The organism is Halomonas stenophila (assembly GCF_014192275.1).
GTDB classification, from domain to species: domain Bacteria; phylum Pseudomonadota; class Gammaproteobacteria; order Pseudomonadales; family Halomonadaceae; genus Halomonas; species Halomonas stenophila.
In genome coordinates this window covers 74,828-100,080 of sequence record NZ_JACHXR010000006.1, presented here as the reverse complement: position 1 = coordinate 100,080, position 25,253 = coordinate 74,828, and the positions used below count along the sequence as shown (strand labels likewise).

Here is a 25,253-nt window from a genome sequence, read left to right as displayed (position 1 = left end):
TAGTGCGTTACCTTGATGCATCCGGACACAGCGCCGACACCACGGCTTCCATGCCGGCACTGCGCGAGCCCTTGACCAGCACGCTGGCCCCCGGCGGCAGATGATGGAGGACGTGGCGCGTCAGCGCCTCCCGATCGTCGAAATGGCAACCCGCCTCGCCGAAAGCGCGGCTGGCCGGCCGCGCCGCCTCGCCGAGGGTGCCGAGAAAGTCGATTCCCTGTTCTCTTGCGTATCGCCCGACCTCGTCATGCAACCGGTCGGAGGCCTCGCCCAGCTCCCCCATGGCCCCCAGCAGGCACCAGCGCGGTCCGGGCAGCGTGACCAGCAGGTCGAGGGCGGCCTTCACCGCCCCGGGATTGGCATTATAGGTATCGTCCAGCAGCCGCGAGGACTTGATGCCGGCCACCACGCTGAGCCGCCCCGGCATCGGCGTGACGGCTTCGAGGCCGGCCAGGACATCCGCCTCGTCCAGGCCCATGGCCAGCGCCGCACCGGCGGCGGCCAGGGCGTTGGCGACGTTGTGACGGCCGAGCAGGGCCAGTTGAACGCGTCCCAGTTCGCGATCGTCGCAAAACAGCGTGAAAGCATAGCGCCCGAGGGCATCGCAGACCAGTGTCTCGGCACGCAGACGCGCCGGCCCCTCCACCGAGAAGTCCAGCACGTCCCGTGGGGCGGCGAGACTCGCCCAGCTGGCGAAGTAGCGGTCGTCGCGGTTGAGCACCGCCACCCCGTCACCGGGCAGCGACACCAGGATCTCCGCCTTGGCCTGGGCGATCCGGCCGGGGCTTCCGAACTCGCCGACATGGGCGCCGGTAACGTTGGTGATGACCGCCACCCGGGGCTCGGCCAGGCTCGCCGTCCAGGCGATCTCGCCCAGATGGTTGGCGCCCAGTTCGACCACCGCCTGGCGGTGGTCGTGAGACAGCTCGAGCAGCGTCAGGGGCGCACCGATATCGTTGTTGAGGTTGCCGCGGGTGGCCAGGGTCTCGCCGCGACGGGCGAGCAGCGTGGCCAGCATCTGCTTGACCGTGGTCTTGCCGCTGTTGCCGGTGACGGCCACCAGGGAACCGCCCCAGGCACGGCGGCGTGCGCGTCCCAGCAGGCCCAGCGCCAGCCGGGTGTCGGCCACCTCGAGCTGCGGCAGGGGATCGTCGAGGCGCCGCTCGACCAGCGCCGCCACGGCACCGGCCTCGCGCGCCTGGGCGAGGAAGTCATGGGCATCGAAGCGTTCGCCGGCGAGCGCCACGAACAGCGCCCCCGGTGCCAGGCGGCGGGTATCGGTGACGATCCCGGTCAGCGGGACGTCCTCGGCGGGCGGCGCCAGGCCGAGGGCTCGCGCGACCTCGGCCAGCGAGGCCAGACCGACGCCGCTCATGGGTCGCCCCCCGTGACCCGCGCCGCCAGGGCGGCCTCGGCCTCGGCGAGATCCGAGAAGGCATGGCGCACGCCGGCGATCTCCTGGTAGGCCTCGTGCCCCTTGCCGGCGATCAGGATGACGTCCTCGTCGGCGGCCTCGCGGATCGCCTCGCGGATCGCCGCCGCACGCCCGTCGCGCGCCCGGGCGGCACCGCGCGCCTCCGCCGAGAGGCCGTCGAGGATCTCTCCGCGAATCGCCCCCGGCGACTCGCTGCGGGGATTGTCGTCGGTGACCACCAGGCGGTCGGCATGGCGCTCGGCGGCGGCGGCCATCAGCGGCCGCTTGCCACGGTCGCGATCCCCGCCGCAGCCGAACAGGCACCACAGGTGTCCGCTGCCGGGCAGGTGGGCCCGCAGCGCCGCCAGGGCATTCTCCAGGGCGTCGGGGGTATGGGCATAGTCGATGACTACCGTGGGGCCCGTCCCGGCGGCCAGCGCCTGCATGCGACCGGGCACCGGGCCGAGCTCGGCGGCGGCGGCGAACAGCGCCTCGAGATCGGCGCCGAGGCCGTAGAGGGTGGCCATGGCGAGCAGCACATTGGTGAGGGTGAAGCGCCCCATCAAGGGCAGCGTCAGCACCCGTTCGCCCTCGGGGGTGGCAATCAACGCGCGCTGGCCTTCGGCATGCGGGATCCAGTCCATCACCCGCAGGGTGACGGCCTCATCCTCGCCCACCGCCAGCACGCGCACGTCCTCGGCCAGGCCGGCCAGCATCAGCCGTGCCAGGGGGTCGTCGGCGTTGACCACCGCCAGGGCCAGCTCCGGGCGGCGGAAGAGCCGTGCCTTGGCCGCCGCATAGGCGGCCATGCTGCCGTGATAGTCGAGATGGTCACGGCTCAGGTTGGTGAAGACGGCGGCCTGGAGTCGGCAGCCGTCGAGACGCCCCTGCTCCAGCGCATGGGACGAGACCTCCATGGCCACCCGGGTGATGTCTTCGCCGGCCAGCTCGCCGAGGGCGGCCTGCAGCGCCAGGGGCCCCGGCGTGGTCAGCGTCCCCGGGTGCAGTGCCCCCGGGCGACCGTGCCCGAGGGTGCCGACCATGCCGGCATCGCGGCCCAGGGCCCGGCTGAGGGCGGCGATATAGTGGGTCACCGAGCTCTTGCCGTTGGTGCCGGTGACGCCGATCAGCTCCAGGGCCTCGGGGACGGCGAAGAGGGCCCCGCCGAGTTCGCCGAGCCGCTGGCGCAGGTGCGGCAGCCACAGCACCCGGGGATCATCGGCCGCCGTGCCGGCGTCGGTGCCATCGTCATGGGCCAGTACCAGGGCGGCCCCCGCCGCCAGGGCGGCGGGCACGAAGTCACGGCCATCGGCCGCCACGCCCGGCACCGCCAGGAAGACATCGCCCGGCGCCAGGGCCCGGCTATCCAGGCACAACGACAGCCGCGCGGGCAGCTCGAGGTCGGCCAGGACCGTCCGATGGCCCGGCCAGAATCGGCTCAGCTCGGCGATCAGGCGGGTGGCAGTCAGGTCCATGGGCGTCTCTCGTCACGGGGGGGAAGGAAGGGCTCAGGTCGCATCGTCGGCCGACTCCCGGTCGCCCGCCACCCGATCGGGCGGCACATCGAGTATCCGCAGGGCGTTGCCGGCCACTCGGGAGAACACCGGTGCCGCCACGGCCCCGCCGTAATAGGCATCCCCCCGGGGATGATCGATCATCACCACGGTGATCAGGCGCGGATCGGACACCGGCGCGATGCCCACGAACAGCGAGCGGTAGGCATCTTCCTCGTAGCCCGTGCCGCCGGTCTTGCGCACCGTCCCGGTCTTGCCGGCCACGCTGTAGCCGGGCACCAGGCCGCGCCGGGCGCCCGTCCCCGGCGCCACCACCTGGTCCATCATGCCCAGCACGCGGTCGGCGACCGCCGGCTCGACCACCGGCTGCCCGGCCGGCGGCTCGTCGAGCCGCAGCAGCGAGGGGGGCAGGCGCTCGCCATGGTTGGCGATGGCGGTATAGGCGCTGGCCAGCTGCAGCGCCGAGACCGACAGGCCATAGCCGTAGGACAGCGCCGCCCACTGGCTGCTGGACCAGACCCCCGGCGACGGCACGCTGCCACTGGCCTCGCCCGGGAAGCCGGTGCCCGGCGCACTGGCGAGGCCCAGCGCCCGGTAGCGCTCGGGCACCACCGGGTCGTCGAGCTGCAGGGTCAGCTTGGACATGCCGATGTTGGAGGACTTCTCGAGGATCCCGGCCAGGCTCAGCTCGCCGTAGTTGCGGATGTCCTTGATGGTGTAGCGGTCGATGACCATCCAGCCCGGCGAGGTGTCCACCACGGTGTCGGGCGGGAACTTGCCGGTCTCGAGTAGCGCCGACATGGCCAGCGGCTTCATCACCGAACCGGGCTCGTAGACATCGACGATGGCCCGGTTGCGCAGGCCCTTGGGGTCGAGGCCGGCGCGGTTGTTGGGGTTATAGGAGGGTTGGTTGGCCATGGCCAGCACCTCGCCGGTCCGGGCGTCGAGCATCACCAGCATCCCGCCGTCGGCGTCGTTCTCGCCCACTGCCGCCTTGAGCTCGCGGTAGGCCATGTACTGCAGGCGCTGATCGATGGACAGCGTCAGGTCGCCGCCGGGTTCGGCCTCGCGCAGCACCTCGAGGTCCCGGACCAGCCGCCCCCGGCGGTCCTTGACCACGCGTCGCCGGCCGGGCACCCCGGCCAGGTAGGGCTGATAGGCCAGCTCGAGGCCCTCCTGGCCCTGGTCGTCGATATTGGTCACCCCGATCAACTGGGCGATCACCTCGCCGGCCGGGTAGTAGCGCTTGTACTCGGCTCGCTTGTGCACGCCGGGGACGCGCAGGTCGAGCACCCGCTGGGCGGCCTCGGGGGTCATGCGACGGCGCAAGTACATGAACTCGCGATCGGCATAGCGTTCGATGCGCGCATTCAGGGCGTCGAGGTCCTGGCCCAGGGCCCGTGCCAGCTGCAGGCGCTGGATGCCGTCATCGGGCAGGTCCTGGGGATTCGCCCACAGCGTCACCACCGGGGTGGAAATCGCCAGCGGCTCGCCGTGACGGTCGGTGATCATGCCGCGGTGGGCGGGGATCGCATCGACGCGCAGGGTGCGGGCATCGCCCTGCCCCTGCAGGAAGGAGCGGTCGAAGACATGCAGGTCGACGATGCGCCCGGCCAGCAGCGCCAGGCCGACCAGCACCAGGGTCATCATCACCCGGTAGCGGGCCTTGCCCATGGGCGCCATGGGCGGCGGCTTGCGCGGGGACACGGCCGGGCGCGGGGACTGGCTCATGGCCGGATCACCTCCACTTCGTCGATCTCCGGCAGGCGCATCTCCAGGCGCTGGGTGGCCAGGCGCTCGATGCGGGCCGGGGATGACCAGGCTCCCTCCTCGAGCAGCAGTTGGCCCCACTCGGTCTGCAGCTGCTGGTGCTCGCGCTCGAGTTGCTGCAAACGCGCATACTGGTCGCGGGTGAGATGGCTGGTGGCGATCACCGCCAGCGCCGAGCCCAGGCACAGCGCCAGCAGCACGCCGTTGCCGATCAGCGCCAGGCTGGGTCGCAGGCGCACCGGCCAGGCGAAGGCGGAGGTGGAGGCGTGTCGTCCCTGAGCCATGGCGAGCCTCAGTAGCGTTTGCGCGCCGCGCGCATCACCGCGCTGCGGGCGCGGGGGTTGGCCTCGACCTCCGCCGCGCCGGGCCGGCGCGCCTTGCCCAGGGCCTCGAGGCGGCGCTGGATCTGGTCATCGCGCAGCGGCACGCCGCGCGGCAGGTGGGTATCGCCGCGCACGTGGTCGCGGATGAAGCGCTTGACGCGACGATCCTCCAGGGAATGGAAGCTGATCACCACCAGGTGCCCGCCCGGGGCCAGGGCCTCCAGGGCCGCCGCCAGGGCGGCGTCGAGCTGCTCCAGCTCGCCGTTGACCTGGATGCGCAGCGCCTGGAAGGCCCGGGTCGCCGGGTGCTTGCCCTTTTCCCAGGCGGGATGGGCGGCCTTGATCACCTCGGCGAGGTCCGCGGTGCGGGTGAAGGGCCGCTCGCCGCGGCGCGCGACGATGGCCCGCGCCAGCCGGCGGGCGAAGCGTTCCTCGCCGTAGGCCTTGAAGACCCGAGCGATCTCGCCCTCGTCGGCCCGGGCGAGCCAGGCCGCGGCGCTCTCGCCCCGGGTCGGGTCCATGCGCATGTCGAGCGGGCCGTCGCGCAGGAAGCTGAACCCGCGCTCCGGGTCATCCAGCTGGGGCGAGGACACCCCCACATCGAGCAGCACCCCGGCGAGCCGGCCGTGGAGGTCGTGATGGCGGGCGAAGTCCCCCAGGCGAGCGAAGTCGCCCCGCTCGATGGCGAAGCGGGGATCGGTGACGGCCGCCGCCTCGGCGATGGCCTGGGGATCGCGATCGATGGCCAGCAGACGCCCCTCGGGCGCCAGGCGCTCGAGGATCGCCCGGGAGTGGCCCCCGCGCCCGAAGGTGCCATCGAGGTAGGCACCGGCCGGATCATGGACCAGGGCGTCGACGGCGCCATCGAGCAGCACGCTGGCATGGCGAAAACCGCGGACGGGGTGTTCGGGAGCGGATGACGACATGCACTTCTCGTTGGCGGCTGGCAGGGACCGTGCGCGACGGCAAAATTAAGAAGATGGGGGAGTCGGCCGATAAGCCGGGTTCTGTCGAGGACAGTCATTCCTCTAGGGACGACGTCACCGTCGTCCTCAAGCAACCTACCCGAACCCAACGCGGGCCACGCCATGGGGTTCCTATTTGGTCTTGCTCCGAGTGGGGTTTACCGTGCCACGCACTGTTGCCAGGCGCGCGGTGCGCTCTTACCGCACCCTTTCACCCTTACCGGCCTCCCGGGGGGAGGCGTAGGCGGTCTGCTCTCTGCTGCACTTTCCGTCGGCTCGCGCCGCCCAGGCGTTACCTGGCACTCTGCCCTGTGGAGCCCGGACTTTCCTCCCCTGCCCCGATCCGGGGATCGGGTACAGCGGCGACTGTCTGGCCAACTCCCGCGGCAAGCATACCAGCGCCTCGCCCCCCTCTCAATCCCCGTCCTTGAGCGCCTGGGCCCTCGCGTACCAGGCCTTCTTGGCGCCGCCCAGGATGCGTGCCGCCACCGCGGCGGCCTGCTTGACCCCGACGCCCTCGGCCAGCAGGGCCGCGAGCAGCGTGTCGGCCTCGATGGCCGCGGCCTCGCCGGCCTGGCGCGGCGCGGCCCCGGCCACCATGACCACGAACTCGCCGCGGGCCTGGTCCGGGTCCTCGGCGAGGCGCTCCAGCAGCGCATGGGCGCTGCCCTCCAGGAAGGTCTCGAAGGTCTTGGTCAACTCCCGGGCCAGCACCACCCGACGCGCCCCGAGGGTGACGGCCAGATCGGCCAGGGTGTCGCGGATACGGTGCGGGGACTCGTAGAACACCAGGGTCTCGTCGCGCTCGGCCAGGGCCTCGAGACGCGCCCGTCGCGCGCCGCCCTTGGCGGGCAGGAAGCCGCTGAACAGGAAGCGGTCGGTGGGCAGCCCGGCCGCAGACAGCGCCGCCACCAGGGCGCAGGCCCCGGGCACCGGCACGACCCGCCGCCCCCGGGCCCTCAGCTCGCGCACCAGCACGAAGCCGGGGTCGCTGATCAGCGGGGTACCGGCGTCGCTGACCAGGGCGACGGCCTCGCCGGCGACCAGCCGGGCATCGAGCCGGTCGACCCGGGCGGCCTCGTTATGCTCGTGCAGCGAGAGCATGGCCGGCGCGATACCCAGGTGGCGCAGCAGGCGGGCCGTATGACGGGTGTCCTCGGCGGCCACCAAGGCAACCTCGCCCAGCACCCGGGCGGCCCGGGGGCTCAGGTCATCCAGATTCCCAATCGGCGTGGCGACCACGTACAATACCCCTTCATCGGCGTCTGACATTTCGGCTCCCTGGGATGCATTCCGGACATGAGGACAAGGAAGGATTCATGAAGATCTCGTCTCGCGGCCCCCTGGCCGCCGCGCTCCTGGCGCTGCTTATCGCCGGCTGCACCCTGCAGCCCGGCATCACCCAGCGCGCGCCCGCCGGCGACCCGGACCAGCTGCTCCAGCAGGCCGAGCAGCAGGCCCCCGAGCAGGCCGCCCTGTCCCGACTCGAGGCGGCGGACATCCTAGCACGCCAGGGACGCCGCCCCCAGGCGCTGGAGGTCGCCAAGGACATCGACGACGCGCGCCTGCCGGCCGAGGCCCGTCGCCGCTGGGCCCTGCTGCTCTCCGACCTCGGCGAGACCGAGGACGACCCCTGGGCGGTGATCCAGGCCGCCCAACTCCTCGACGAGGCCGAGCTGCCCCGGGAGGCGGCCAACCTTCTGCGCGAGCGCCAGGGCCGCGCCCTCGGCCGGGTCGACGAGCCCCAGGCCGCGGCGCGCGTGCTGATGCGCCTGCAGGCGGCCACCGATCGCCGGGACCTCAACGACCCCATCTGGGAGCAACTCTCGCGGCTCTCCCCCGGCGGCGTCGCCGAGCTGCGCGAAGGGGCCGACGAGGCGACCCTCGCCTGGCTGGAACTGGCCGACCTGGTGCGCGGCAACAGCGGCGACATCGAGCGCCTCTTCACCCGCCTCGATGACTGGCGGGGCCGCTACCCCGAGCACCCGGCCGCGCGCCGCCTGCCCGCGGATATCCTCGCCCTGCGCGAGCTGCGCGGGCGCGACGTCAGCCATATCGCGGTCTTCCTGCCCGAGTCCGGCCCCCTGGCCGGCGTCGCCGACGCCATCGAGGAGGGCCTGCGCGCCCACCACCTGAATGCCGTGAACGGCGGCGCCAGCGGCACCCGGCTGACGTTCTTCGACTCCGCCCGGGGGGATCTCGACGCCCTCTACCGGGAGGCCCGGAACCGGGGCGCCCAGGTGGTGGTGGGCCCCCTGGACAAGGAAGCCGTCAGCGCCCTCGAGCGCCGCGACCGGATGCCCATGCCGACGCTCGCGCTCAACTACGGCGAGGCCGAGCGCAACGGCGCCGAGGGGCTCTTCCAGTACGGTCTCTCCGCCGAGGACGAGGCTCGTCAGGTGGCCGCCCGCGCCCGTCTCGACGGACACCGCACGGCCTCGCTGCTGGTGCCGGACAACGCCTGGGGCCGGCGGGTCGGCGAGGCCTTCGCGACGGCCTGGCGGGACCGCGACGGCGACATCGCCAACGCCGTGCGCTACAACCCCGGCATGCCGGCCACCGAGAGCACGCGCCGCGCCCTGGGCGCGAACCGGGCCGATCTGCTCTTCCTGCTCGCCCTGCCCGACTACGCCCGCCAGGTGCCGCCGACCATCGACTACTACGCCTATGAGCGGGGCCTGCCGGTGTATGCCACTTCCCACCTCTACGAGGGGCGCCCGCAGCCGCGCCTGGACCAGGACCTCAATGGCGTGATGTTCATCGACATCCCCTGGCAGATCCCGGACGCCGCCGCGGGTGGGGAAGACGCCCTGCCCTTCCTGGCGAGCTACCGCCAGCTGCGCAAGGAATCGGATCCGGCGATGTTCCGGCTGATGGCCATGGGCGTGGACGCCTACGAGCTGGCCCGGCGCCTGCCGCAGCTCCAGGCCATCCCGGGCAGCGAGCTGTTCGGCGCCACCGGGACCCTGAGCGCCGCGGACGATGGCCGCATCCACCGCAGCCTGCCCTGGGCCCGTTTCGTCGAAGGCGTCCCCCAGCCGGTGCTCGGCTCACGGCTGCTGGGCGATGACCGGGCCCGCTGACGCCCGCGCCCGCGGGGCGCGGGTCGAGCGTCTCGCCGCCGACTGGCTGGTGGCCCGCGGCCTCGCCCTCGAGGCCAGCAACCAGCACGCCAAGGGCGGCGAGCTCGACCTGGTGATGCGCGACGGCGAGACCCTGGTGTTCGTCGAGGTACGGCATCGCGCCGACGCCCGCCATGGCCACCCGCTCGAGACCATCACCCTCACCAAGCAGCGTCGCCTGATCCGGGCGGCGCGTTTTTATCTCCAGCGCAACCGGCTATCATGTCCCTGCCGCTTCGACGTGCTGGCCGTTACCGGCCTGCCGCCCGAACTCGAGTTCGAATGGGTGGTCAACGCCTTCGATGCGTACTAGGGAAATGCCGAGCGCATCGGTTTCCCCAACTCGGCAAAGGATCCGGACATCACATGGATTTCCAGCAGCGCATTCTCGATCACTTCAACGCCAGCATCGATACCAAGACCTACGCCAGCGAGGTGCTGCCGCCCTTCATCGAGGTGGCCAGCCAGATGATGGTGCAGGCCCTGGTCAACGAGGGGAAGATCCTGGCCTGCGGCAACGGCGGCAGCGCCGGCGACAGCCAGCACTTCTCGTCCGAGCTGCTCAACCGCTTCGAACGCGAACGCCCCAGCCTGCCGGCCCTGGCGCTGACCACCGATACCTCGACGCTGACCTCGATCGCCAACGACTACAGCTACAACGAGGTCTATTCGAAGCAGGTGCGCGCCCTGGGCCAGCCCGGCGACGTCCTGCTGGCGATCTCCACCAGCGGCAATTCCGGCAACGTCATCCAGGCCATCCAGGCCGCCCATGACCGCGAGATGACGGTGGTGGCCCTGACCGGCCGCGACGGCGGCAACATGGCCTCGCTACTGGGCCAGGACGACTGCGAGATCCGCGTGCCGGCGACCTCCACCGCCCGCATCCAGGAGGTGCACCTGCTGGTGATCCACTGCCTGTGTGACCTGATCGACGAACAACTCTTCGGCGCAAGCGAGTGATGTCATGTCCTACAAGTCCCTGCTGTTTACCCTGTCCCTCGGCCTGATGCTGGCCGTGTCCGGCTGCACCTCCATGACCGCGGCCACGACTCCCGGCACCATTCAGGAGAACTATGGCGAGCGCACCCTGGGCACCCGGGTCGAGGACCAGAGCATCGAGACCAAGATCGGTCACAACCTCGGCCGCACCGATGCCCGGCTGAGCGATGCCCGCATCAACGTCGACAGCTTCAATGGCGTGGTGCTGCTGACCGGCCAGGTCCCCAGCCAGGAGCTCAAGAGCATGGCCGAACAGGTGGCGAGCCAGGTGCGCAACGTGCGCCGGGTCCATAACGAGCTGACCGTCGCCGCCAACCTGCCCGCCAGCCAGCGGCTCAGCGACACCTGGATCAACACCAAGGTCCGCACCGCGCTGGCCGCCAACGAGGCCATCGACGCCAGCCGACTGCACATCGTGACGGAGAACGCCAGCGTCTACCTGATGGGGATCGTCAGCCGCGCGGAGGCCGACCGCATCGTCTCGGCGGTGTCCAACGCCGGCGGCATGCAGCGCATCGTCAAGGTCTTCGACTACCTGGACTGAGCGCCGGCGACCGCGGTCGCCGACCCAACGAAAACGGCAGGCCGGATGGCCTGCCGTTTCGCTCGGGGCGAGGCACTGGGCGCCGCGGGCGCCCGGCACCGATCACTTGACGACGCGCAGCGAGGGACGCCCCTTCCTGGAGGCCTCGCCGCGCTCGCCCTCCTCGTCGGCATCACCGCCCGCCCCCTCGACGCCGGACAGCGCCGGACCGGTGTCCGCCTCGGGCGCGTCGGGTTCGGCCGCAGCCGGCATGACCGGCTCGTGGCCGAAGACCATGCCCACTCCGTTCTCGCGGGCATAGATCGCGATCAGCGCCTCCATGGGCACCATCACCTGCATCGGCTGCCCGCCGAAACGGGCGGAGAAGACGATGGCATCGTTCTCCAGGGACAGGTCGCGTACCGCGGTCACGCCGAGGTTGAGCACGATCTGGCCGTTCTGCACGAACTGCCGCGGCACCTCGACGCCCTCCTGCTCGGCATCGACCACGATGTAGGGCGTCAGCTCGTTGTCCAGCAACCACTGGTACAGGGCCCGGGCGATATAGGGACGGCTCGACTGCATCGATTGACCCTCCTGGGTTGGCGCCCCGACCACGCCGGGGCTTGCATTAAGGGATGATCAGGGGCGCATCTCGCGCTCGCCCTCGCTCAGCGCGGCCTTGAAGCCCTCGCGATCGAAGACCCGCTCCATGTAGCCCATCAGCGGCTTGACCTGCTTTTCCGGCAACTCGATGCCCAGCACCGGCATGCGCCAGAGGATCGGCGCCAGGCAGCAGTCGACCAGGGTGAACTCCTCGCTCATGAAGAACGGCATGTCCTCGAAGATCGGCGAGATGCCGATCAGGCTCTCGCGGAGCTCCTTGCGCGCCTTGTCGGCGTCCTTCTTGGGCCCCTGCTGGATCTGCTCGACCAGCGGGCACCACTCGCGCTCGATGCGATGCATCCACAGCCGGCTCTGGGCACGGGCCACGGGATACACCGGCAACAGCGGGGGATGCGGGAACCGCTCGTCCAGGTATTCCATCATCACCTTGGACTCGTAGAGCACCAGGTCGCGATCCAGCAGCGTGGGTACGCTGTTGTAGGGGTTGAGATCGGCGAGCTCCTCGGGGTGGCTCTCCTCGGTGACCTCGACGATGTCTACGGCCACGCCCTTCTCGGCGAGCACGATACGCACCCGATGACTGTAATGATCATCGCCTCCGGAGTAGAAGATCATCGACGACCGCTTGGCCACTACACCCATGAAACAATCCTCGCATCAATTCGTGCCGAGATGATAACACGACACCCCCCTCCCGGGGGCGCCGTGACCTTGCCCGTGACCGGGCACAGACCATAGGGGGCGCATGGCTCGCACCATGCGCCCCCGCACTCTCCGTCGAGGACGGATCAGTGGATATCGCGCCAGTACTCGCGCTTGAGCAGGTAGGCGATGACCCCGAAGATGAAGATGAAGATCAGCACCTTGGGACCCAGCGCCTGGGCCTGAAGCTTGGAGGGCTCACCGACATAGGCGAGGAAGTTGGTCAGGTCGTAGACCGCCTCCTCGAACTCCTCGGGCTCCATCTGCCCCGGCTGGGTGACCTGCAGGGTCTCGCAGGACTGGTACTTGCCGGTCAACGGGTCGAGCTCGGCGCCCTCCATCGGCCGATCGGAGGCCGCGCAGACCTTCTCCTGCACCCCCTGCAGCGGCTCCAGCACGTTGGGCATGGCCACCAGCGGGAAGACCTTGTTGTTCACCCCGGTGGGGCGCGACGGGTCCCGGTAGAAGCTGAGCAGGTAGGAGTAGACCCAGTCGGTCCCGCGCAGGCGGGCCTCGAGGGTCAGGTCGGGCGGCGGCGCACCGAACCAGTTCTCGCCATCCTCGCTGCGCATGGCGTTGTGCATCTGGTCGTTGAAGCCGAGCTCCTCGGCGAAGACCAGGTTGTCCTCGACCAGGTCCTGGGGGATCCCCAGGTCCTCGGCGGCCCGCGCGAAGCGCTGGTGCTCGAGGGAATGACAGCCCATGCAGTAGTTGACGAAGAGCTTCATCCCGTTCTGCAGCGACGCCTTGTCATGGAGATCCGGATTCATCTCCTGCAGGTGCACGCCACCGCCCCCGGCGGCAAACCCGGCCATCGGCACCAGCGCGAAGAGCAGTGCGAACAGTTGCTTTTTCATTAGCCAGTCACCCTTTCCGGAACGGGTTTGGTCTTCTCCAGCTGGGTATAGAACGGCATCAGCAGGAAGAAGGCGAAATAGATGACGGTACACACCTGGGACAGCAGCGTCCGGCCCTCGGTGACCGGCAGCACCCCCAGCACGCCGAGGATGACGAAGCTCACGGCGAACAGGGCCAGCATCACCCTGGAGATCCAGCCCTTGTAACGCATGGAGCGCACCGGGCTGCGATCGAGCCAGGGCAGCACGAAGAGCACCGCGATGGCCGCCCCCATGCAGACCACGCCGAGGAACTTGGCGTCGAGGCCGAACAGCGAGAAGGTGATGGCGCGCAGGATCGCGTAGAAGGGCGTGAAGTACCACACCGGCGCGATGTGATCCGGCGTCTTCAGCGGGTTGGCCGGCTCGAAGTTGGGCTTCTCGATGAAGTAGCCGCCGCCCTCGGGGAAGTAGAAGATCACCACGCTGAACACGAACAGGAAGACGGCGACGCCGAACAGGTCCTTGACCGAGTAGTAGGGGTGGAAGGGAATGCCGTCCAGCGGCTTGCCGGTCTCGTCCTTCTTCTTCTTGATGTCGATGCCGTCGGGGTTGTTGGAGCCGACCTCGTGCAGGGCGATGATGTGCAGCACCACCAGCGCCAGGATCACGATCGGCAGCGCCACCACGTGCAGGGCGAAGAAGCGGTTCAGGGTAATGCCGGAGATCAGGAAGTCGCCGCGCACCCACTGGGCCAGGTCCGGGCCGATGGCCGGGATGGCGGAGAACAGCGAGATGATCACCTGGGCGCCCCAGTAGGACATCTGGCCCCAGGGCAGCAGGTAGCCCATGAAGGCCTCGGCCATCAGCGCCAGATAGATGGTCATGCCGAAGATCCACACCAGCTCGCGGGGCGCCTTGTAGGAGCCGTAGAGCAGGCCGCGGAACATGTGCAGGTACACCACCACGAAGAAGGCCGACGCCCCGGTGGTGTGCATGTAGCGGATCAGCCAGCCCCACTCCACGTCGCGCATGATGTACTCGACCGAGGCGAAGGCGCCTTCCGCGGAGGGGTTGAAGCTCATGGTCAGCCAGACGCCGGTGAGGATCTGGTTGACCAGCACCAGCAGGGCCAGCGAGCCGAAGAAGTACCAGAAGTTGAAGTTCTTCGGGGCATAGTACCTGGACAGGTGGTCCTGCCACATCTGGGTGGCGGGGAAACGGTCGTCGATCCAGCGCATGACGCCGCGCTCCGCCTTGGCCTTGTTCGGGTTACCCATCAGGCAGTCTCCTCATCTTCGCCGACGACGATGACGTCATCGCTCTCGAAGCGATAGGGCGGCACCTCGAGGTTGATCGGGGCGGGCACGTTGCGGAACACCCGGCCCGCCAGGTCGAAGCGTGAGCCGTGGCAGGGGCAGAAGAAGCCGCCCGGCCAGTCGTCGACCCCGACACCCTCGGCATTGGGCTCCGGCTTGAACAGCGGCGAGCAGCCAAGATGGGTACAGATGCCGATGATCACGCCGATCTCGGGCTTGATGGAACGCAGGGGGCCGTCGGCGTAGCTCGGCTGCTGCGGCTCGGTGGACTCGGGATCGGCCAGCCGATCGGCGCCGAGGGCCTCGGTGCGCTCGATCATCTCCGGCGTACGACTGAGGATCCAGATGGGTCGCCCGCGCCACTCGACGGTCATGCGCTGCCCGGCTTCGAGCTTGGACACGTCCGCCTTGACGGGCGCGCCCGCCGCCCTTGCCCTGGCACTGGGCTGCCAGGAAGCCACAAAGGGGACCGCTACCCCGACAGCGCCCGCCGCACCTACCACGGTGGTCGCGCCCACGAGGAAACGGCGCCGCCCTTTGTTCACGCCGTTATCTGCCATCTTCAGGTTTCTCCCATCAACTTACCCGCTGTTCCATCACGAGCTCCGGATGACCCGCGACCACGGATTTTGAAATGCGTTATATGGTAAAAAAACGGATCGCCCCGCACAAGGACAAGCCCCGAGCCCGGGGGCGAAACGTGGCGGCAAACACTTGACCCAGAACAAAAAAACGCCCAGGTCTGGGACCCGGGCGTTTTTTCGTCGTATCGACGTCCGTCTTAGCGCTTGGAGAACTGCGGACGGCGACGAGCCTTGCGCAGGCCGATCTTCTTGCGCTCGACCTCGCGGGCGTCACGGGTGACGTACCCGGCTTCACGCAGCGGCTTGCGGAAGTCCTCGTTGTACTCCATCAGGGCACGGGTGATGCCGTGACGGATGGCGCCGGCCTGGGCGCTGCCGCCACCGCCCTTGACGGTGACGTAGGCGTCGAACTGGCCGAGGGTATCGGTCAGCTCGAGGGGCTGACGGACCACCATGCGACCGGTGACGCGACCGAAATACTCGTTGAGATCACGGCTGTTGACGGTGATCTTGCCGGTGCCCGGCTTCAGGAAGACGCGCGCGGTAGAGGTCTTGCGGCGCCCGGTACCGTAATACTGCTGTGTCATGGCGAAGACTCCCTCAGATGTTCAGTTCTTGCGGCTGCTGGGCGGCGTGCGGATGCTCGGTGCCGGCGTAGACCTTGAGCTTGGAGTACATGGCACGACCCAGCGGGCCCTTCGGGAGCATGCCCTTGACCGCGGACTCGATGACACGCTCGGGGGCGTGAGCGATCATCTTCTCGAAGTTCATGGAACGCAGGCCACCCGGATAGCCGGTGTGGCGATAGTAGTTCTTGGCGCTGGCCTTGTTGCCGGTGACCTTCACCTTCTCGGCATTGATCACGACGATGTAGTCGCCGGTATCGACATGCGGGGTGTATTCCGGCTTGTGCTTGCCACGCAGGCGGCGAGCGATCTCGGTGGCCAGACGGCCGAGCGTCTTGTCCGCGGCGTCGACGACGTACCAGTCGCGCTGGACGGACTGCGGTTTGGCAGTGAACGTCTTCATGGGTGAATCACCAAATCGATGTGTTGGGTCCTGCCGCCGGCGAGTCGGTGGGGACCATCCCTATTCTTCTTGGTTGCCGCCGTGCGACAACGGTCGAGCGAGCGCGCATTCTACACGACCCGCCACCGGCAAGGCAATGGCGGCGCGCCAGCTTCCAGCCGCGAAGCGGCGCTCTTCCAGCTTCAGGCTCCCGGCCGGGTCAGGGCTTGTGCGGCAGCGCCAGATACTCGCGAGACTGCATCTCCTGAAGCCGCGACAGGGTGCGCTCGAACTCGAACGTCAGCCGGCCATCGCGGTACAGCGACTCGGCCGGCGCCTCGGCAGACATCAGCAGCTTGACCCCGCGGTCGTAGAACTCATCGACCATGTTGATGAAGCGCCGCGCCTGGTCGTCGCTGGCACCGCCCATGCGGGTGACGTTGGATACCAGCACGCTGTGATACTCCCGGGCCAGTTCGATGTAGTCGTTCTGACTGCGCGGCCCGTCGCAGAGCTCGGTGAACTCGAACCATACCACGTCGTCGTGGAGCCGGCGGGTATGCAGCACCCGGTGGTTGATCTCGATGGGCGCCCCCTCCTCGCCCTCGCTGCCGGCGATCTCGCGGAAGCTGCGTGCCAGCTCCGCCTCGGCCTCGGCGTCCAGGGGCGAATGGAAGATCTCGGCGCGCTCCAGGGCGCGCAGCCGGTAGTCGATGCCCGAGTCCACGTTGACCACCTCGCAGTGACGCTCGAGCAGGTCGATGGCCGGCAGGAAGCGGGCCCGCTGCAGGCCGTCCCGGTAGAGCTCGCCGGGCACGATGTTGGAGGTCGCCACCAGCACCACGCCGCGGGCGAAGAGCGCCTCGAGGAGGTTGGCCAGGATCATCGCGTCGGTGATGTCCTTGACGAAGAACTCGTCGAAGCAGATCACCCGGGCCTCGTCGGCGAACTTGTCGGCGACCAGCGTCAGGGGGTTGCGCTCGCCCTTGTAGTGCTCGAGCTCGTTGTGCACCCGCTGCATGAAGCGATGGAAGTGGGTGCGCATCTTCTCGGGAAAGGGCAGGGTCTCGAAGAAGGTATCGACCAGGTAGGTCTTGCCGCGGCCCACGCCACCCCAGAAGTAGAGCCCGGCCACCGGCGGCATTGCCGGCTCGGCCGGGGTCTCGCGCCGGCCGAACAGCCCGGCCACCCGCGACTTCAGCCCCCTGCCCGGGCTCGCGGCCCGTGGCCGCTCGCGGGGCATGGCCACCAGCTCGTCGAAGAGCCGCTGGAGATGCTCCACGGCCCGCTCCTGGGCCGGGTCATACTGGAAGTCGTCGCGCTCGAGGTCGGCATGGTAGCGCGCCAGCGGCGAGGCCGGTCGGCGGTCATCGGGGGCATTCGGCGTCCTGTGGCGTACGGTCTTCGGCATACCTGGCGACCTGTCCTCGGGTGGCATCGAAAGGGGCATTATACGCGCCGCGAGGCCGCTTGGCATCGCCGGCCGGCCGTTGACCGCGCCGACGGCCCCGGCCCTATAATGGGCCGCCGGCTCCGCCCGGCCACCGGCACCGGACCGACGGCCGGGCCGTCCGACAGCTCAGGGAGACAGACGTGGAAGAAAGCAATATCAACTGGGTGCTGGCCATCGCCTGCCTGCTGGCCGGCGTGGGCATCGGCGCCCTGGGCTATCACCTGCTCAACGCCGGCGCCGGCAATGTCCAGCGGCTCCGCCAGCGCCTCGCCGAACGCGACCGCCAGCTCGCCGAGCTGCGCGACGGTCTCGGCGAGCACCTCGAGCGCGTCGGCGCGCTCGCCGAGGCGCTGAACCGTGACGGCCAGGCGCTGCACCGGGAGATGGCGGAAGCCAGCGCGACCCTGGGCGCGACCCCGCCACGCAAGCCGGACTTCACGCCGACCGCCTCCCCCGAGGCGGGGGACGGCGAGGACAGCCCGGCGGCCCCCCGCGACTATGCCGACGGCAACCGCGGCACCCTCTCCGAGGACTTCGGCCTGAGGCGCGGGGAGGCCAGCACGCCCCAGCCTCCCCGCTACTGAACGCGACGGCGCCACCAGGGCGCCGTTGTGCGTGTCGGCCTCAGGCCGGGTTGTCGATATCCACGAAGCGATGCTCGACCGCGAAGGTCTCGGCCAGCCAGGCCCCCAGCGCCTGGACCCCGTAGCGCTCGGTGGCGTGATGCCCCGCGGCCAGGTAGTGAATCCCCATCTCGCGGGCCAGGTGGGTGGTCCGCTCCGAGATCTCGCCGGAGATGAAGGCATCGGCGCCGGCCTCGGCGGCCTGCAGGATCATGTCCTGGGCGCCGCCGGTGCACCAGGCGACCCGCCGCACCTCGCCGACGCCGGGGGCCTCCACCAGCAACGGCGCCCGCTCCAGGCGCGCGCCGACGTGGGCGGCCAGCTCGCCGGCGCTCATCGGTGCCGGCGGCGCCCCCCTCCAGACCAGCCCCTCGCCCAGCGCACCATCGATACAGCCCTCGACCTCGAAGTCCAGCCGGCGGGCCAGGGCGGCATTGTTGCCCAGGGTCGCGTGGGCATCCAGCGGCAGATGATAGGCCAGCAGGCCGATGTCATGGGTCAGCAGGGTGGTCAGCCGGCGCCGCTTCATGCCGGTGATGTTGACTGGTTCGTTCTTCCAGAAGTAGCCGTGGTGGACCAGCAGCAGGTCCGCGCGCCAGGCCACCGCCTCGTCGAGCAGGGCCTGGCAGGCCGTGACGCCGGTCATCACCCGGGCGATGCGCTCGCGACCGCCGACCTGCAGGCCGTTGACGGTGTAATCCTTGAAGCGTTCGGGGACCAGCAGCCGGTCACAGGCCGCCAGCAGTTCGTCGCAAGTCGTCATGTCGCCTCCGCGCGTGCTCGGGGATGCAATGTTACAATTCGCTCATTCTACCCGGCACCCTCCCGCTCCGCGACCACGCACCACCGAGAAGGAATCCCGCCGCATGCGACGCGCCCTCCCCTACCTCTGGCCCGCCCTGATCGGCCTGCTGGTAGCCATCGTGCTGCTCAATGCCTTTCCGCAGCTGCTGGGGCGCCGGGCCGTCCAGCCAAGCCCGCCCGCCCCGGTACCGGAGCAGCAGACCCAGGCTCCGGCACCCCAGCCGGAACCGGTATCGCGGCCCTCCCCCGAGCTGCGCGAGGCCGCGCCCATGGCCCGCGACCAGGGACCGGTCAGCTATGCCGAGGCGGTGGAGCGGGCCGCCCCGGCGGTGGTCAACATCTACTCGTCGCGGGTCGTCGAGCGGGAGGGCCATCCGCTGATGTCGGACCCCTTCTTCCGCCAGTTCTATGGCGACAACATGCCCCGCCGGCAGCGGATGCTGTCGAGCCTCGGCTCCGGGGTCATCGTCAGCGATGACGGCTATGTGCTGACCAATCATCACGTGATCAGCGGCGCCGACCAGATCCAGGTGGCCCTGCGTGACGGGCGCGAGACCCTCGCCGAGGTGATCGGCACCGACCCGGAAAGCGACCTGGCGGTGCTGCGCATCGACCTCGACGACCTGCCGGTCATCGAGCTCGCCGACTCCACCCGGGTGGCGATCGGCGATGTCTCCCTGGCCATCGGCAATCCCTTCGGCGTGGGGCAGACCGTGACCATGGGCATCATCAGCGCCACCGGGCGCAGCCACCTGGGACTCAACGCCTACGAGGACTTCATCCAGACCGATGCGGCCATCAACCCGGGCAACTCCGGCGGCGCCCTGATCAACCCCGAGGGCGCCCTGGTCGGCATCAACACCGCCATCTTCTCCCGCTCCGGCGGCTCCCAGGGCATCGGCTTCGCCATCCCCACCAACCTGGCCCGCAACATCCTCGAGGAGATCGTCACCCAGGGGCGGGTGATCCGCGGCTGGCTGGGCATCGAGGCTCAGGAACTCAATCCCGAGCTCGCCGCCTCCTTCGGCCTCGAGGCCCCCACCGGCGTGATCATCGCCGGGGTGGTGCCGGAGGGCCCCGCCGACCAGGCCGGCCTGCAGGCCGGGGACGTGCTGCTCGAGGTGAACGGCCAGCCCATCCTCGACCCCCGCCAGACCATGAGCGAGATCGCCGCCGTGACGCCGGGCAGCCAGCTGCCGGTGACGGTGGTGCGCGGCGGCGAGACCATGCGGGTGACCCTGGAGGTCGCCGAGCGCCCCACCCCGCGGCGCCCCGCCAGTACCGACACGCCCTGAGTCCCACACCCGCCCCAACGACCACGACCCCGTCGCTGACGGGGTCGTGGTCATGGCGTCGCGGCTCGGCGCTCAGTCACGGATACGGTACTCGGCGCTGCGCGCATGGGCGGTCAACGACTCGCCCCGAGCCAGCACCGAGGCGGTGGCCCCCAGGGTGGAGGCGCCCTCGGCCGAGCACTGGATCAGCGAGGAGCGCTTCTGGAAGTCGTAGACGCCGAGCGGCGAGGAGAAGCGGGCCGTGCCGGAGGTCGGTAGCACATGGTTGGGACCGGCACAGTAATCGCCCAGGGCCTCGGCGGTATAGCGGCCCATGAAGACGGCGCCGGCATGGCGCACCTCGGGCAGCCAGGCCTCGGGGTCGGCCACCGAGAGCTCCAGGTGCTCCGGGGCGATGCGGTTGAGCAGCTCGACCGCCTCGCCACGGTCACGACACTGGATCAGCGCGCCACGGGCGGCCAGGGAGGCGCGAATCATGCCCTCGCGCTCCATGGTCGGCAACTGGCGGGCCATCGCCTCGGCGACCGCCTCCAGGTGGTCGGCGTCCCAGCTCACCAGGATCGCCTGGGCGTCCTCGTCATGCTCGGCCTGGGAGAACAGGTCCATGGCCAGCCAGTCCGGATCGGTACCGCCGTCGGAGATGACCAGGATCTCCGAGGGACCGGCGATCATGTCGATCCCCACCTGGCCGAACACCGCCCGCTTGGCCGTGGCCACATAGATGTTGCCGGGCCCGACGATCTTGTCGACTCGCGGTACCGTCTCGGTGCCGTAGGCCAGGGCGGCCACCGCCTGGGCCCCGCCGATGGTGAAGACATGATCGACGCCGGCCAGGTGGGCGGCGGCCAGCACCAGCTCGTTGAGCACGCCATCAGGGGTCGGCACCACCATGACGATCTCGCGCACCCCGGCCACGTGGGCCGGCAGGGCGTTCATCAGCACCGAGGACGGATAGGCGGCCTTGCCGCCGGGCACATAGATGCCGGCCCGGTCCAGCGGGGTGACCTGCTGGCCGAGCACGGTGCCGTCGGCCTCGGTGTACTGCCAGGACTCGGGCTTCTGGTGTTCGTGGTAGCGGCGTACCCGCTCGGCGGCGGTGGACAGCGCCTGGCGCTGGGCCTCGGGCAGGCCCTCGAAGGCCTCGCGCAGGCGCGCCGGCCCCAGGGTCAACTCCGCCATGCTCGCCACCGAGAGGCGGTCGAAGCGGTTGCTGTATTCGATCAGGGCGACATCGCCGCGGGCCTTCACCGCGGCCAGGATCTCGTCGACGCGCCCCTGGACCTCGCCGCTGGAGACGCCCTCCCAGGCCAGCAGGGCATCGAGGCGGGCGGCGAAGTCGTCGTCCGCGGTGGAGAGCCTGGCAAGCTCGAGGCCGGCGGCGGAAGAGTCAGTCATGGCCATAGGATCCTCTCGCAAGGAATGGAATCGGGGCGGGCCCGCCCGCCACTAGGCGGTGGCCTCGCTGCGGCGGCCTTCCACGGCCTCGCGCAGGCGATGGATGAGCGGCTTCAGCCGCGCGTGCTTCATGGTCATGGCAGCCTTGTTGACCACCAGCCGGGTACTGATCGGGGCGATCAGCTCGCGGGGCTCCATGCCGTTGGCTCGCAGGGTATTGCCGGTGTCGACGATATCGACGATCTCGTCGGCCAGGTTCATCAACGGGGCCAGCTCCATGGCACCGTAGAGCTTGATCACCTCGGCCTGGATGCCCTGTTCGGCATAGTAGCGCTTGGCCACGTTGACGAACTTGGTGGCCACCCGGCGCCGCGCCCGGGCCGGCTCGGCGCCGGTGATGCCCGCGGTCATCAGCTTGCAGCGGGCGATCTCCAGGTCCAGCGGCTCGTAGAGCCCCTCCGCGCCGTGCTCCAGCAACACGTCCTTGCCGGCCACGCCCACATCGGCGGCGCCGAGCTGGACATAGGTGGGCACATCCGTGGCGCGGATCACCACCAGCTTGACGTCCGGCAGGTTGGTGTCGAACAGCAGCTTGCGGCTGGCGCCCAGGTCCTCGGCGGGCGTGATGCCGGCCTCGGCCAGCAGCGGCAGGGTCTCGTCGAGAATACGGCCCTTGGAGAGGGCCAGAATCAGTTGCTTGCTCATGGTCTCGCCTGTTGTCGGCTCAGCCCGGAATGCGCCGTATCCTGGCGCCCAGCAGCTGCAGCTTTTCCTCGATGCACTCGTAGCCACGGTCGATGTGGTAGATGCGGTCGACCAGGGTCTCGCCCTCGGCCATCATCGCCGCGATCACCAGCGAGGCCGAGGCCCGCAGGTCGGTGGCCATCACCGGGGCACCGGAGAGGCTCTCGACCCCGGTGACGACGGCGGTATTGCCCTCCAGGGCGATGCTCGCGCCCATGCGGTTGAGCTCCTGGACATGCATGAAGCGGTTCTCGAAGATCGTCTCGACCACCCGGGCGGTCCCCTCGGCGACCGCGTTCAGCGCCACGAACTGGGCCTGCATGTCGGTGGGAAAGGCCGGATAGGGGGCGGTGCGCACGTTGACCGCCTTCGGCCGCCGCCCCTGCATGTCCAGGGCGATCCAGCCATCACCGGTGGTCACGCTGGCCGCGGCCTCTTCCAGCTTGGCGAGCACCGCCTCGAGGATGTCGGCCCGGGTGTTGCGCACCCGGACCCGGCCCCGGGACAGGGCCGCGGCCACCAGGAAGGTGCCGGTCTCGATGCGGTCGGGCATGACGTCGTGCTCGGCGCCGTGCAGCCGCTCGACGCCCTCGACGACGATGGTGTCGCTGCCATGGCCGCGGATCCTGGCGCCCATCTTGATCAGGCACTCGGCCAGGTCGGCCACCTCCGGCTCCCGGGCGGCGTTCTCGAGCACCGTGGTGCCCTCGGCCAGCGCCGCGGCCATCAGCAGGTTCTCGGTACCGGTGACGGTGACGGTGTCGAAGAAGATGGTGGCGCCCTTGAGCCGCCCGTCGACCCGGGCGCGGATGTAGCCGCCCTCGACGCGGATCTCCGCCCCCATGGCTTCGAGGCCACGGATATGCAGATCGACCGGCCGCGAGCCGATGGCGCAGCCGCCGGGCAGGGAAACGTCGGCATGACCGAAATGCGCCAGCAGCGGGCCCAGCACCAGGATGGAGGCACGCATCTTCTTGACCAGCTCATAGGGCGCATGACAGTCGCGCACCTGGGAGCCGTCGAGCTGGATGCTCATGCGCTCGCCCATCACCGGCTGCACGCCCATGTGGCCGAGCAGCTCCAGGGTGGTGGTGATGTCCTGCAGGTGCGGCAGGTTCCCGATGGTCACCGGCTCGTCGGCCAGCAGGGTGGCGCAGAGGATGGGCAGGGCGGCGTTCTTGGCGCCGCTGGCCCAGACCTCGCCGTCGACGGGGCCGTTGCCGGTAATGATCAGCTTGTCCATGTCGGGTCGACTCAGGCCCCCTTGTTCTCGGCGGCGGACTGCCACTGCTCGGGGGTATAGGTGCGGATAGTCACGGCATGCAGGGCGCCGGAGGCGATCTCCTCGGACAGGGCAGCGTAGATCAGCTGCTGGCGCTTGACCCGGGACAGCCCCTCGAACACCTCGCCCACGGCGACCACCTGGAAGTCGCAGCCCTCGCCCTGGATATGAAATTCGCAGCCGTCGAGTCGGCTCTCGAGCAGCGCCTTGACCTCACTGGGATGCATCGAACCCTCGCTTGTGTGTTGGATCGGTGAATGCGCCAGCGGCGGCAGACGCCGTCTGGCGGGACAACTGGAGACGCCATGGTAAAGAAAAGCGCCGCGCTTGGCGACGTGCGCGTGGAAGAGGAGCAAGGGGTAAGGGGCGAGGAACCCCTCACTCCTCACTCCTCACTCCTCACTCCTCGAACCTCGAACCTCGAACCTCAGGCCTCCACCGCGCCGGCGGGGGCCTCCACGGGCAGCAGGGTGTCCAGCCCCGCCACCTGGGTGAGTCGGGCCAGGGGCCGTGACAGGCGCACCACCTCGAGCTCGAGCCCCCGGGCGCGGACCTGGCGGGTCCATTCCAGCAGCACGCTGATCGCCGCGCTGCTGACCCGGTCGACGCCGCGCAGGTCGAAGGTCACCGGCGTGCCTCCGGGCCGGTCGGCGAGCCAGGCACGACCGGCCGCGGCCAGGGCCGCCGCCCCGTCGAAGTCCACCTCGCCGGTCACCGCCAGGGTGGTCGCGGTGGCCTCGAGACGGTTGTCGCCATTCTCGAGCAGCAGGCTCATCCCTGGCCGCCCTGCTCCAGCTCCTCGACCTCCAGCTCCGGGGCCCAGCCCTGGATCACCGCATCGTAGTCGCGGTTCTGCGCGCGCATGGCCTCGTCGAACTGGTTGCGGAAGGTCAGGCCGAGGTTGATGCCGTTGACGATCACGTTGACCACCTGCCACCGGTCGTCGTCCAGGCGCAGGGTGTAGCTGACGGGATAGACGGTGCCGTCGACGGCGACGACCTCCATGGCCACGCTGGCCTGGTCCTCGTAGCGGCTGGCATCCTGGTTGTCGAGGACCCGCACCTCGCGGTAGTCGAAGGTCACCAGGCCCTTGGCGTAGGTGTCGATGAGCGTCTGACGGAAGGTCTCGACGAAGCGCGCGCGCTGCTCGGGGGTGGCGTTGCGGAAGTAGCGCCCCATCACGCTGGCACCGATATAGCGGAAGTCGGCGATGTCGGCGAGGCTGTCGTCGACGATGGCCTCGAGCTCCTCGGTGTGCTCGGCGAAATAGCTCTCGCGCCCCTCGATGCGCGACATCAGCTCGTCGACGCTGTCGCGGATCAACTGCTCCGGCGAGATCGCCCCCTGGGCCAGCGCCGGCAGCGCGGCCAGCATCAGCACCAGAACGAGCAGCCCGGTACGGCAGCGGGTGAACGGGAAAGGCAGGGTCATCGTCATCACTCCTCGATCATGTTGGACACGAACTGCTGGATGAGTTCTTCCAGCACCAGGGCCGACTGGGTATCGCGGATGCGGTCCCCGTCGCCCAGCATTTCGGGGGCACCGCCGACGGAGAGGCCCACGTACTGCTCGCCGAGCAGCCCCGAGGTCAGGATCGCCGCCGTGCTGTCCTCGGGCAGCGCGCCCTCGAGCTCGGCGTCGAGTTCCATGACCACCCGGGCGTCATACCACTCGCTATCGAGCTCGATGGTCTCGACCCGGCCGACGGTGACGCCGGCCATGGTCACCCGGGCCCGCGGCTTGAGGCCGCCGACGTTGGCGAAGTTGGCCTCCAGCCGGAAGCTGTCACCGGGCGCCTCCAGGCTCAGGCCGCTGACGCGCAGGCCGAGGAATATCAGGCCGAGGATCCCGGCCAGCATGAACAGGCCGACCCCCAGCTCCATCGTCTTGCTGCGTTTCATTCCATGTCTCCAAAAAGTCGCAACGCACCCGACGCTCCCGCCCCGCCGGA

General features: G+C 69.7%; 28 protein-coding genes and 1 other RNA gene. 6 read left to right on the top strand and 23 right to left on the bottom strand.

The annotated features are described in order from the left end of the window. Window positions 1-7 precede the first annotated feature (7 nt). The 7 genes from FHR97_RS12045 to rsmI all read right to left on the bottom strand — a co-directional run bounded on the left by FHR97_RS12045 (window position 8) and on the right by rsmI (window position 7,258). Window positions 8-1,375, bottom strand: a complete 1,368-nt coding sequence (locus tag FHR97_RS12045) for a UDP-N-acetylmuramoyl-tripeptide--D-alanyl-D-alanine ligase (RefSeq protein ID WP_183384058.1) — start codon at window positions 1,373-1,375, stop codon at window positions 8-10. Then, window positions 1,372-2,889, bottom strand: coding sequence for a UDP-N-acetylmuramoyl-L-alanyl-D-glutamate--2,6-diaminopimelate ligase (locus tag FHR97_RS12040; protein ID WP_183384057.1), 1,518 nt, complete (start codon window positions 2,887-2,889; stop codon window positions 1,372-1,374). Before FHR97_RS12040 ends, FHR97_RS12045 begins: the two co-directional genes overlap by 4 nt. A gap of 33 nt (window positions 2,890-2,922) precedes the next feature. Then, window positions 2,923-4,602: a peptidoglycan D,D-transpeptidase FtsI family protein gene (locus tag FHR97_RS12035; protein WP_425486085.1), complete on the bottom strand. Its 1,680-nt coding sequence runs from the start codon at window positions 4,600-4,602 to the stop codon at window positions 2,923-2,925. 53 nt (window positions 4,603-4,655) lie between these two features. Beyond that, window positions 4,656-4,982: a cell division protein FtsL gene (gene ftsL, locus FHR97_RS12030; RefSeq protein WP_183384055.1), complete on the bottom strand. Its 327-nt coding sequence runs from the start codon at window positions 4,980-4,982 to the stop codon at window positions 4,656-4,658. 8 nt (window positions 4,983-4,990) lie between these two features. After that, window positions 4,991-5,947: a 16S rRNA (cytosine(1402)-N(4))-methyltransferase RsmH gene (gene rsmH / locus FHR97_RS12025; protein ID WP_183384054.1), complete on the bottom strand. Its 957-nt coding sequence runs from the start codon at window positions 5,945-5,947 to the stop codon at window positions 4,991-4,993. Window positions 5,948-6,001: 54 nt separating this feature from the next. Then, window positions 6,002-6,368: RNase P RNA component class A (rnpB, locus tag FHR97_RS12020), an RNA gene on the bottom strand. A gap of 32 nt (window positions 6,369-6,400) precedes the next feature. Further along, window positions 6,401-7,258, bottom strand: coding sequence for a 16S rRNA (cytidine(1402)-2'-O)-methyltransferase (gene rsmI, locus FHR97_RS12015; protein WP_183384053.1), 858 nt, complete (start codon window positions 7,256-7,258; stop codon window positions 6,401-6,403). A gap of 47 nt (window positions 7,259-7,305) precedes the next feature. On the opposite strand from rsmI, the gene FHR97_RS12010 reads away from it, so the two are divergent. The 4 genes from FHR97_RS12010 to FHR97_RS11995 are packed head-to-tail and all read left to right on the top strand — an operon-like array spanning window position 7,306 to window position 10,651. Further along, window positions 7,306-9,069: a penicillin-binding protein activator gene (locus FHR97_RS12010; protein WP_183384052.1), complete on the top strand. Its 1,764-nt coding sequence runs from the start codon at window positions 7,306-7,308 to the stop codon at window positions 9,067-9,069. After that, a complete protein-coding gene (locus FHR97_RS12005) occupies window positions 9,053-9,421 on the top strand; it encodes a YraN family protein (RefSeq protein WP_183384051.1) in 369 nt (122 codons plus the stop codon). Before FHR97_RS12010 ends, FHR97_RS12005 begins: the two co-directional genes overlap by 17 nt. 53 nt (window positions 9,422-9,474) lie before the next feature. After that, complete coding sequence (locus FHR97_RS12000; protein WP_183384050.1) at window positions 9,475-10,068, top strand: phosphoheptose isomerase; 594 nt, start codon at window positions 9,475-9,477, stop codon at window positions 10,066-10,068. A 4-nt stretch (window positions 10,069-10,072) separates the two neighbouring features. Next, entirely contained in the window at window positions 10,073-10,651 is a 579-nt protein-coding gene (locus FHR97_RS11995) for a BON domain-containing protein (RefSeq protein ID WP_183384049.1), read from the top strand. 102 nt (window positions 10,652-10,753) lie between these two features. Here the strand turns inward: FHR97_RS11995 and FHR97_RS11990 are convergent, their stop codons facing one another. From FHR97_RS11990 to zapE, 8 genes are all read right to left on the bottom strand, one after another. Next, window positions 10,754-11,215: a ClpXP protease specificity-enhancing factor gene (locus FHR97_RS11990; RefSeq protein WP_183384048.1), complete on the bottom strand. Its 462-nt coding sequence runs from the start codon at window positions 11,213-11,215 to the stop codon at window positions 10,754-10,756. 57 nt (window positions 11,216-11,272) lie between these two features. Continuing rightward, window positions 11,273-11,899, bottom strand: coding sequence for a stringent starvation protein SspA (gene sspA, locus FHR97_RS11985; RefSeq protein ID WP_183384047.1), 627 nt, complete (start codon window positions 11,897-11,899; stop codon window positions 11,273-11,275). Window positions 11,900-12,045: 146 nt separating this feature from the next. Beyond that, on the bottom strand, window positions 12,046-12,816 hold the full coding sequence (locus FHR97_RS11980; RefSeq protein ID WP_183384046.1) for a cytochrome c1: 771 nt from the start codon (window positions 12,814-12,816) through the stop codon (window positions 12,046-12,048). Continuing rightward, the gene (locus tag FHR97_RS11975; RefSeq protein WP_183384045.1) at window positions 12,816-14,075 is read right to left on the bottom strand and encodes a cytochrome b; all 1,260 of its coding nucleotides are present in this window, start codon (window positions 14,073-14,075) and stop codon (window positions 12,816-12,818) included. Before FHR97_RS11975 ends, FHR97_RS11980 begins: the two co-directional genes overlap by 1 nt. After that, complete coding sequence (petA, locus tag FHR97_RS11970) at window positions 14,075-14,674, bottom strand: ubiquinol-cytochrome c reductase iron-sulfur subunit (protein WP_183384044.1); 600 nt, start codon at window positions 14,672-14,674, stop codon at window positions 14,075-14,077. The genes FHR97_RS11975 and petA overlap by 1 nt, the downstream gene beginning before the upstream one ends. Before the next feature lie 221 nt (window positions 14,675-14,895). Beyond that, on the bottom strand, window positions 14,896-15,285 hold the full coding sequence (gene rpsI, locus FHR97_RS11965) for a 30S ribosomal protein S9 (protein WP_183384043.1): 390 nt from the start codon (window positions 15,283-15,285) through the stop codon (window positions 14,896-14,898). A gap of 13 nt (window positions 15,286-15,298) precedes the next feature. Then, window positions 15,299-15,727, bottom strand: a complete 429-nt coding sequence (gene rplM, locus FHR97_RS11960) for a 50S ribosomal protein L13 (RefSeq protein ID WP_097788653.1) — start codon at window positions 15,725-15,727, stop codon at window positions 15,299-15,301. A 199-nt stretch (window positions 15,728-15,926) separates the two neighbouring features. Then, entirely contained in the window at window positions 15,927-17,117 is a 1,191-nt protein-coding gene (gene zapE, locus FHR97_RS11955) for a cell division protein ZapE (RefSeq protein ID WP_246403971.1), read from the bottom strand. 182 nt (window positions 17,118-17,299) lie between these two features. Between zapE and FHR97_RS11950 the strand changes: the two genes are divergently transcribed. After that, entirely contained in the window at window positions 17,300-17,743 is a 444-nt protein-coding gene (locus tag FHR97_RS11950; protein ID WP_183384042.1) for a ZapG family protein, read from the top strand. Between the two features lie 40 nt (window positions 17,744-17,783). Here the strand turns inward: FHR97_RS11950 and FHR97_RS11945 are convergent, their stop codons facing one another. Then, window positions 17,784-18,545: a Nif3-like dinuclear metal center hexameric protein gene (locus tag FHR97_RS11945; RefSeq protein ID WP_183384041.1), complete on the bottom strand. Its 762-nt coding sequence runs from the start codon at window positions 18,543-18,545 to the stop codon at window positions 17,784-17,786. A gap of 103 nt (window positions 18,546-18,648) precedes the next feature. On the opposite strand from FHR97_RS11945, the gene FHR97_RS11940 reads away from it, so the two are divergent. Then, a complete protein-coding gene (locus FHR97_RS11940; protein WP_183384040.1) occupies window positions 18,649-19,881 on the top strand; it encodes a Do family serine endopeptidase in 1,233 nt (410 codons plus the stop codon). Window positions 19,882-19,953: 72 nt separating this feature from the next. Here the strand turns inward: FHR97_RS11940 and hisD are convergent, their stop codons facing one another. The 7 genes from hisD to mlaD form a co-directional block, all read right to left on the bottom strand. After that, window positions 19,954-21,276 (bottom strand): histidinol dehydrogenase, encoded by a 1,323-nt coding sequence (gene hisD / locus FHR97_RS11935; protein ID WP_183384039.1) that lies wholly within the window; start codon window positions 21,274-21,276, stop codon window positions 19,954-19,956. A 51-nt stretch (window positions 21,277-21,327) separates the two neighbouring features. Then, window positions 21,328-21,981 carry an ATP phosphoribosyltransferase gene (gene hisG, locus FHR97_RS11930; RefSeq protein WP_183384038.1) on the bottom strand — a complete coding sequence of 218 codons (654 nt, stop codon included), beginning with the start codon at window positions 21,979-21,981 and terminating at the stop codon, window positions 21,328-21,330. Window positions 21,982-22,000: 19 nt separating this feature from the next. Next, window positions 22,001-23,263: a UDP-N-acetylglucosamine 1-carboxyvinyltransferase gene (murA, locus tag FHR97_RS11925; RefSeq protein WP_183384037.1), complete on the bottom strand. Its 1,263-nt coding sequence runs from the start codon at window positions 23,261-23,263 to the stop codon at window positions 22,001-22,003. Between the two features lie 11 nt (window positions 23,264-23,274). Next, the gene (locus FHR97_RS11920; RefSeq protein ID WP_183384036.1) at window positions 23,275-23,529 is read right to left on the bottom strand and encodes a BolA family protein; all 255 of its coding nucleotides are present in this window, start codon (window positions 23,527-23,529) and stop codon (window positions 23,275-23,277) included. Between the two features lie 200 nt (window positions 23,530-23,729). Then, complete coding sequence (locus tag FHR97_RS11915) at window positions 23,730-24,077, bottom strand: STAS domain-containing protein (RefSeq protein ID WP_183384035.1); 348 nt, start codon at window positions 24,075-24,077, stop codon at window positions 23,730-23,732. Further along, entirely contained in the window at window positions 24,074-24,733 is a 660-nt protein-coding gene (locus tag FHR97_RS11910; RefSeq protein ID WP_183384034.1) for an MlaC/ttg2D family ABC transporter substrate-binding protein, read from the bottom strand. Before FHR97_RS11910 ends, FHR97_RS11915 begins: the two co-directional genes overlap by 4 nt. A gap of 5 nt (window positions 24,734-24,738) precedes the next feature. Next, window positions 24,739-25,203 carry an outer membrane lipid asymmetry maintenance protein MlaD gene (gene mlaD, locus FHR97_RS11905; RefSeq protein WP_183384033.1) on the bottom strand — a complete coding sequence of 155 codons (465 nt, stop codon included), beginning with the start codon at window positions 25,201-25,203 and terminating at the stop codon, window positions 24,739-24,741. Window positions 25,204-25,253 lie beyond the last annotated feature (50 nt).

Excerpts from the sequence above, each read along its gene's own strand:
- FHR97_RS12045 (WP_183384058.1), bottom strand. The coding sequence starts at position 1,375 with ATGAGCGGCGTCGGTCTGGCCTCGCTGGCCGAGGTCGCGCGAGCCCTC.
- FHR97_RS12040 (WP_183384057.1), bottom strand. The coding sequence starts at position 2,889 with ATGGACCTGACTGCCACCCGCCTGATCGCCGAGCTGAGCCGATTCTGG.
- FHR97_RS12035 (WP_425486085.1), bottom strand. The coding sequence starts at position 4,602 with ATGGGCAAGGCCCGCTACCGGGTGATGATGACCCTGGTGCTGGTCGGC.
- ftsL (WP_183384055.1), bottom strand. The coding sequence starts at position 4,982 with ATGGCTCAGGGACGACACGCCTCCACCTCCGCCTTCGCCTGGCCGGTG.
- rsmH (WP_183384054.1), bottom strand. The coding sequence starts at position 5,947 with ATGTCGTCATCCGCTCCCGAACACCCCGTCCGCGGTTTTCGCCATGCC.
- rsmI (WP_183384053.1), bottom strand. The coding sequence starts at position 7,258 with ATGTCAGACGCCGATGAAGGGGTATTGTACGTGGTCGCCACGCCGATT.
- FHR97_RS12010 (WP_183384052.1), top strand. The coding sequence starts at position 7,306 with ATGAAGATCTCGTCTCGCGGCCCCCTGGCCGCCGCGCTCCTGGCGCTG.
- FHR97_RS12005 (WP_183384051.1), top strand. The coding sequence starts at position 9,053 with ATGACCGGGCCCGCTGACGCCCGCGCCCGCGGGGCGCGGGTCGAGCGT.
- FHR97_RS12000 (WP_183384050.1), top strand. The coding sequence starts at position 9,475 with ATGGATTTCCAGCAGCGCATTCTCGATCACTTCAACGCCAGCATCGAT.
- FHR97_RS11995 (WP_183384049.1), top strand. The coding sequence starts at position 10,073 with ATGTCCTACAAGTCCCTGCTGTTTACCCTGTCCCTCGGCCTGATGCTG.
- FHR97_RS11990 (WP_183384048.1), bottom strand. The coding sequence starts at position 11,215 with ATGCAGTCGAGCCGTCCCTATATCGCCCGGGCCCTGTACCAGTGGTTG.
- sspA (WP_183384047.1), bottom strand. The coding sequence starts at position 11,899 with ATGGGTGTAGTGGCCAAGCGGTCGTCGATGATCTTCTACTCCGGAGGC.
- FHR97_RS11980 (WP_183384046.1), bottom strand. The coding sequence starts at position 12,816 with ATGAAAAAGCAACTGTTCGCACTGCTCTTCGCGCTGGTGCCGATGGCC.
- FHR97_RS11975 (WP_183384045.1), bottom strand. The coding sequence starts at position 14,075 with ATGGGTAACCCGAACAAGGCCAAGGCGGAGCGCGGCGTCATGCGCTGG.
- petA (WP_183384044.1), bottom strand. The coding sequence starts at position 14,674 with ATGGCAGATAACGGCGTGAACAAAGGGCGGCGCCGTTTCCTCGTGGGC.
- rpsI (WP_183384043.1), bottom strand. The coding sequence starts at position 15,285 with ATGACACAGCAGTATTACGGTACCGGGCGCCGCAAGACCTCTACCGCG.
- rplM (WP_097788653.1), bottom strand. The coding sequence starts at position 15,727 with ATGAAGACGTTCACTGCCAAACCGCAGTCCGTCCAGCGCGACTGGTAC.
- zapE (WP_246403971.1), bottom strand. The coding sequence starts at position 17,117 with ATGCCGAAGACCGTACGCCACAGGACGCCGAATGCCCCCGATGACCGC.
- FHR97_RS11945 (WP_183384041.1), bottom strand. The coding sequence starts at position 18,545 with ATGACGACTTGCGACGAACTGCTGGCGGCCTGTGACCGGCTGCTGGTC.
- FHR97_RS11940 (WP_183384040.1), top strand. The coding sequence starts at position 18,649 with ATGCGACGCGCCCTCCCCTACCTCTGGCCCGCCCTGATCGGCCTGCTG.
- hisD (WP_183384039.1), bottom strand. The coding sequence starts at position 21,276 with ATGACTGACTCTTCCGCCGCCGGCCTCGAGCTTGCCAGGCTCTCCACC.
- hisG (WP_183384038.1), bottom strand. The coding sequence starts at position 21,981 with ATGAGCAAGCAACTGATTCTGGCCCTCTCCAAGGGCCGTATTCTCGAC.
- murA (WP_183384037.1), bottom strand. The coding sequence starts at position 23,263 with ATGGACAAGCTGATCATTACCGGCAACGGCCCCGTCGACGGCGAGGTC.
- FHR97_RS11920 (WP_183384036.1), bottom strand. The coding sequence starts at position 23,529 with ATGCATCCCAGTGAGGTCAAGGCGCTGCTCGAGAGCCGACTCGACGGC.
- FHR97_RS11915 (WP_183384035.1), bottom strand. The coding sequence starts at position 24,077 with ATGAGCCTGCTGCTCGAGAATGGCGACAACCGTCTCGAGGCCACCGCG.
- FHR97_RS11910 (WP_183384034.1), bottom strand. The coding sequence starts at position 24,733 with ATGACCCTGCCTTTCCCGTTCACCCGCTGCCGTACCGGGCTGCTCGTT.
- mlaD (WP_183384033.1), bottom strand. The coding sequence starts at position 25,203 with ATGAAACGCAGCAAGACGATGGAGCTGGGGGTCGGCCTGTTCATGCTG.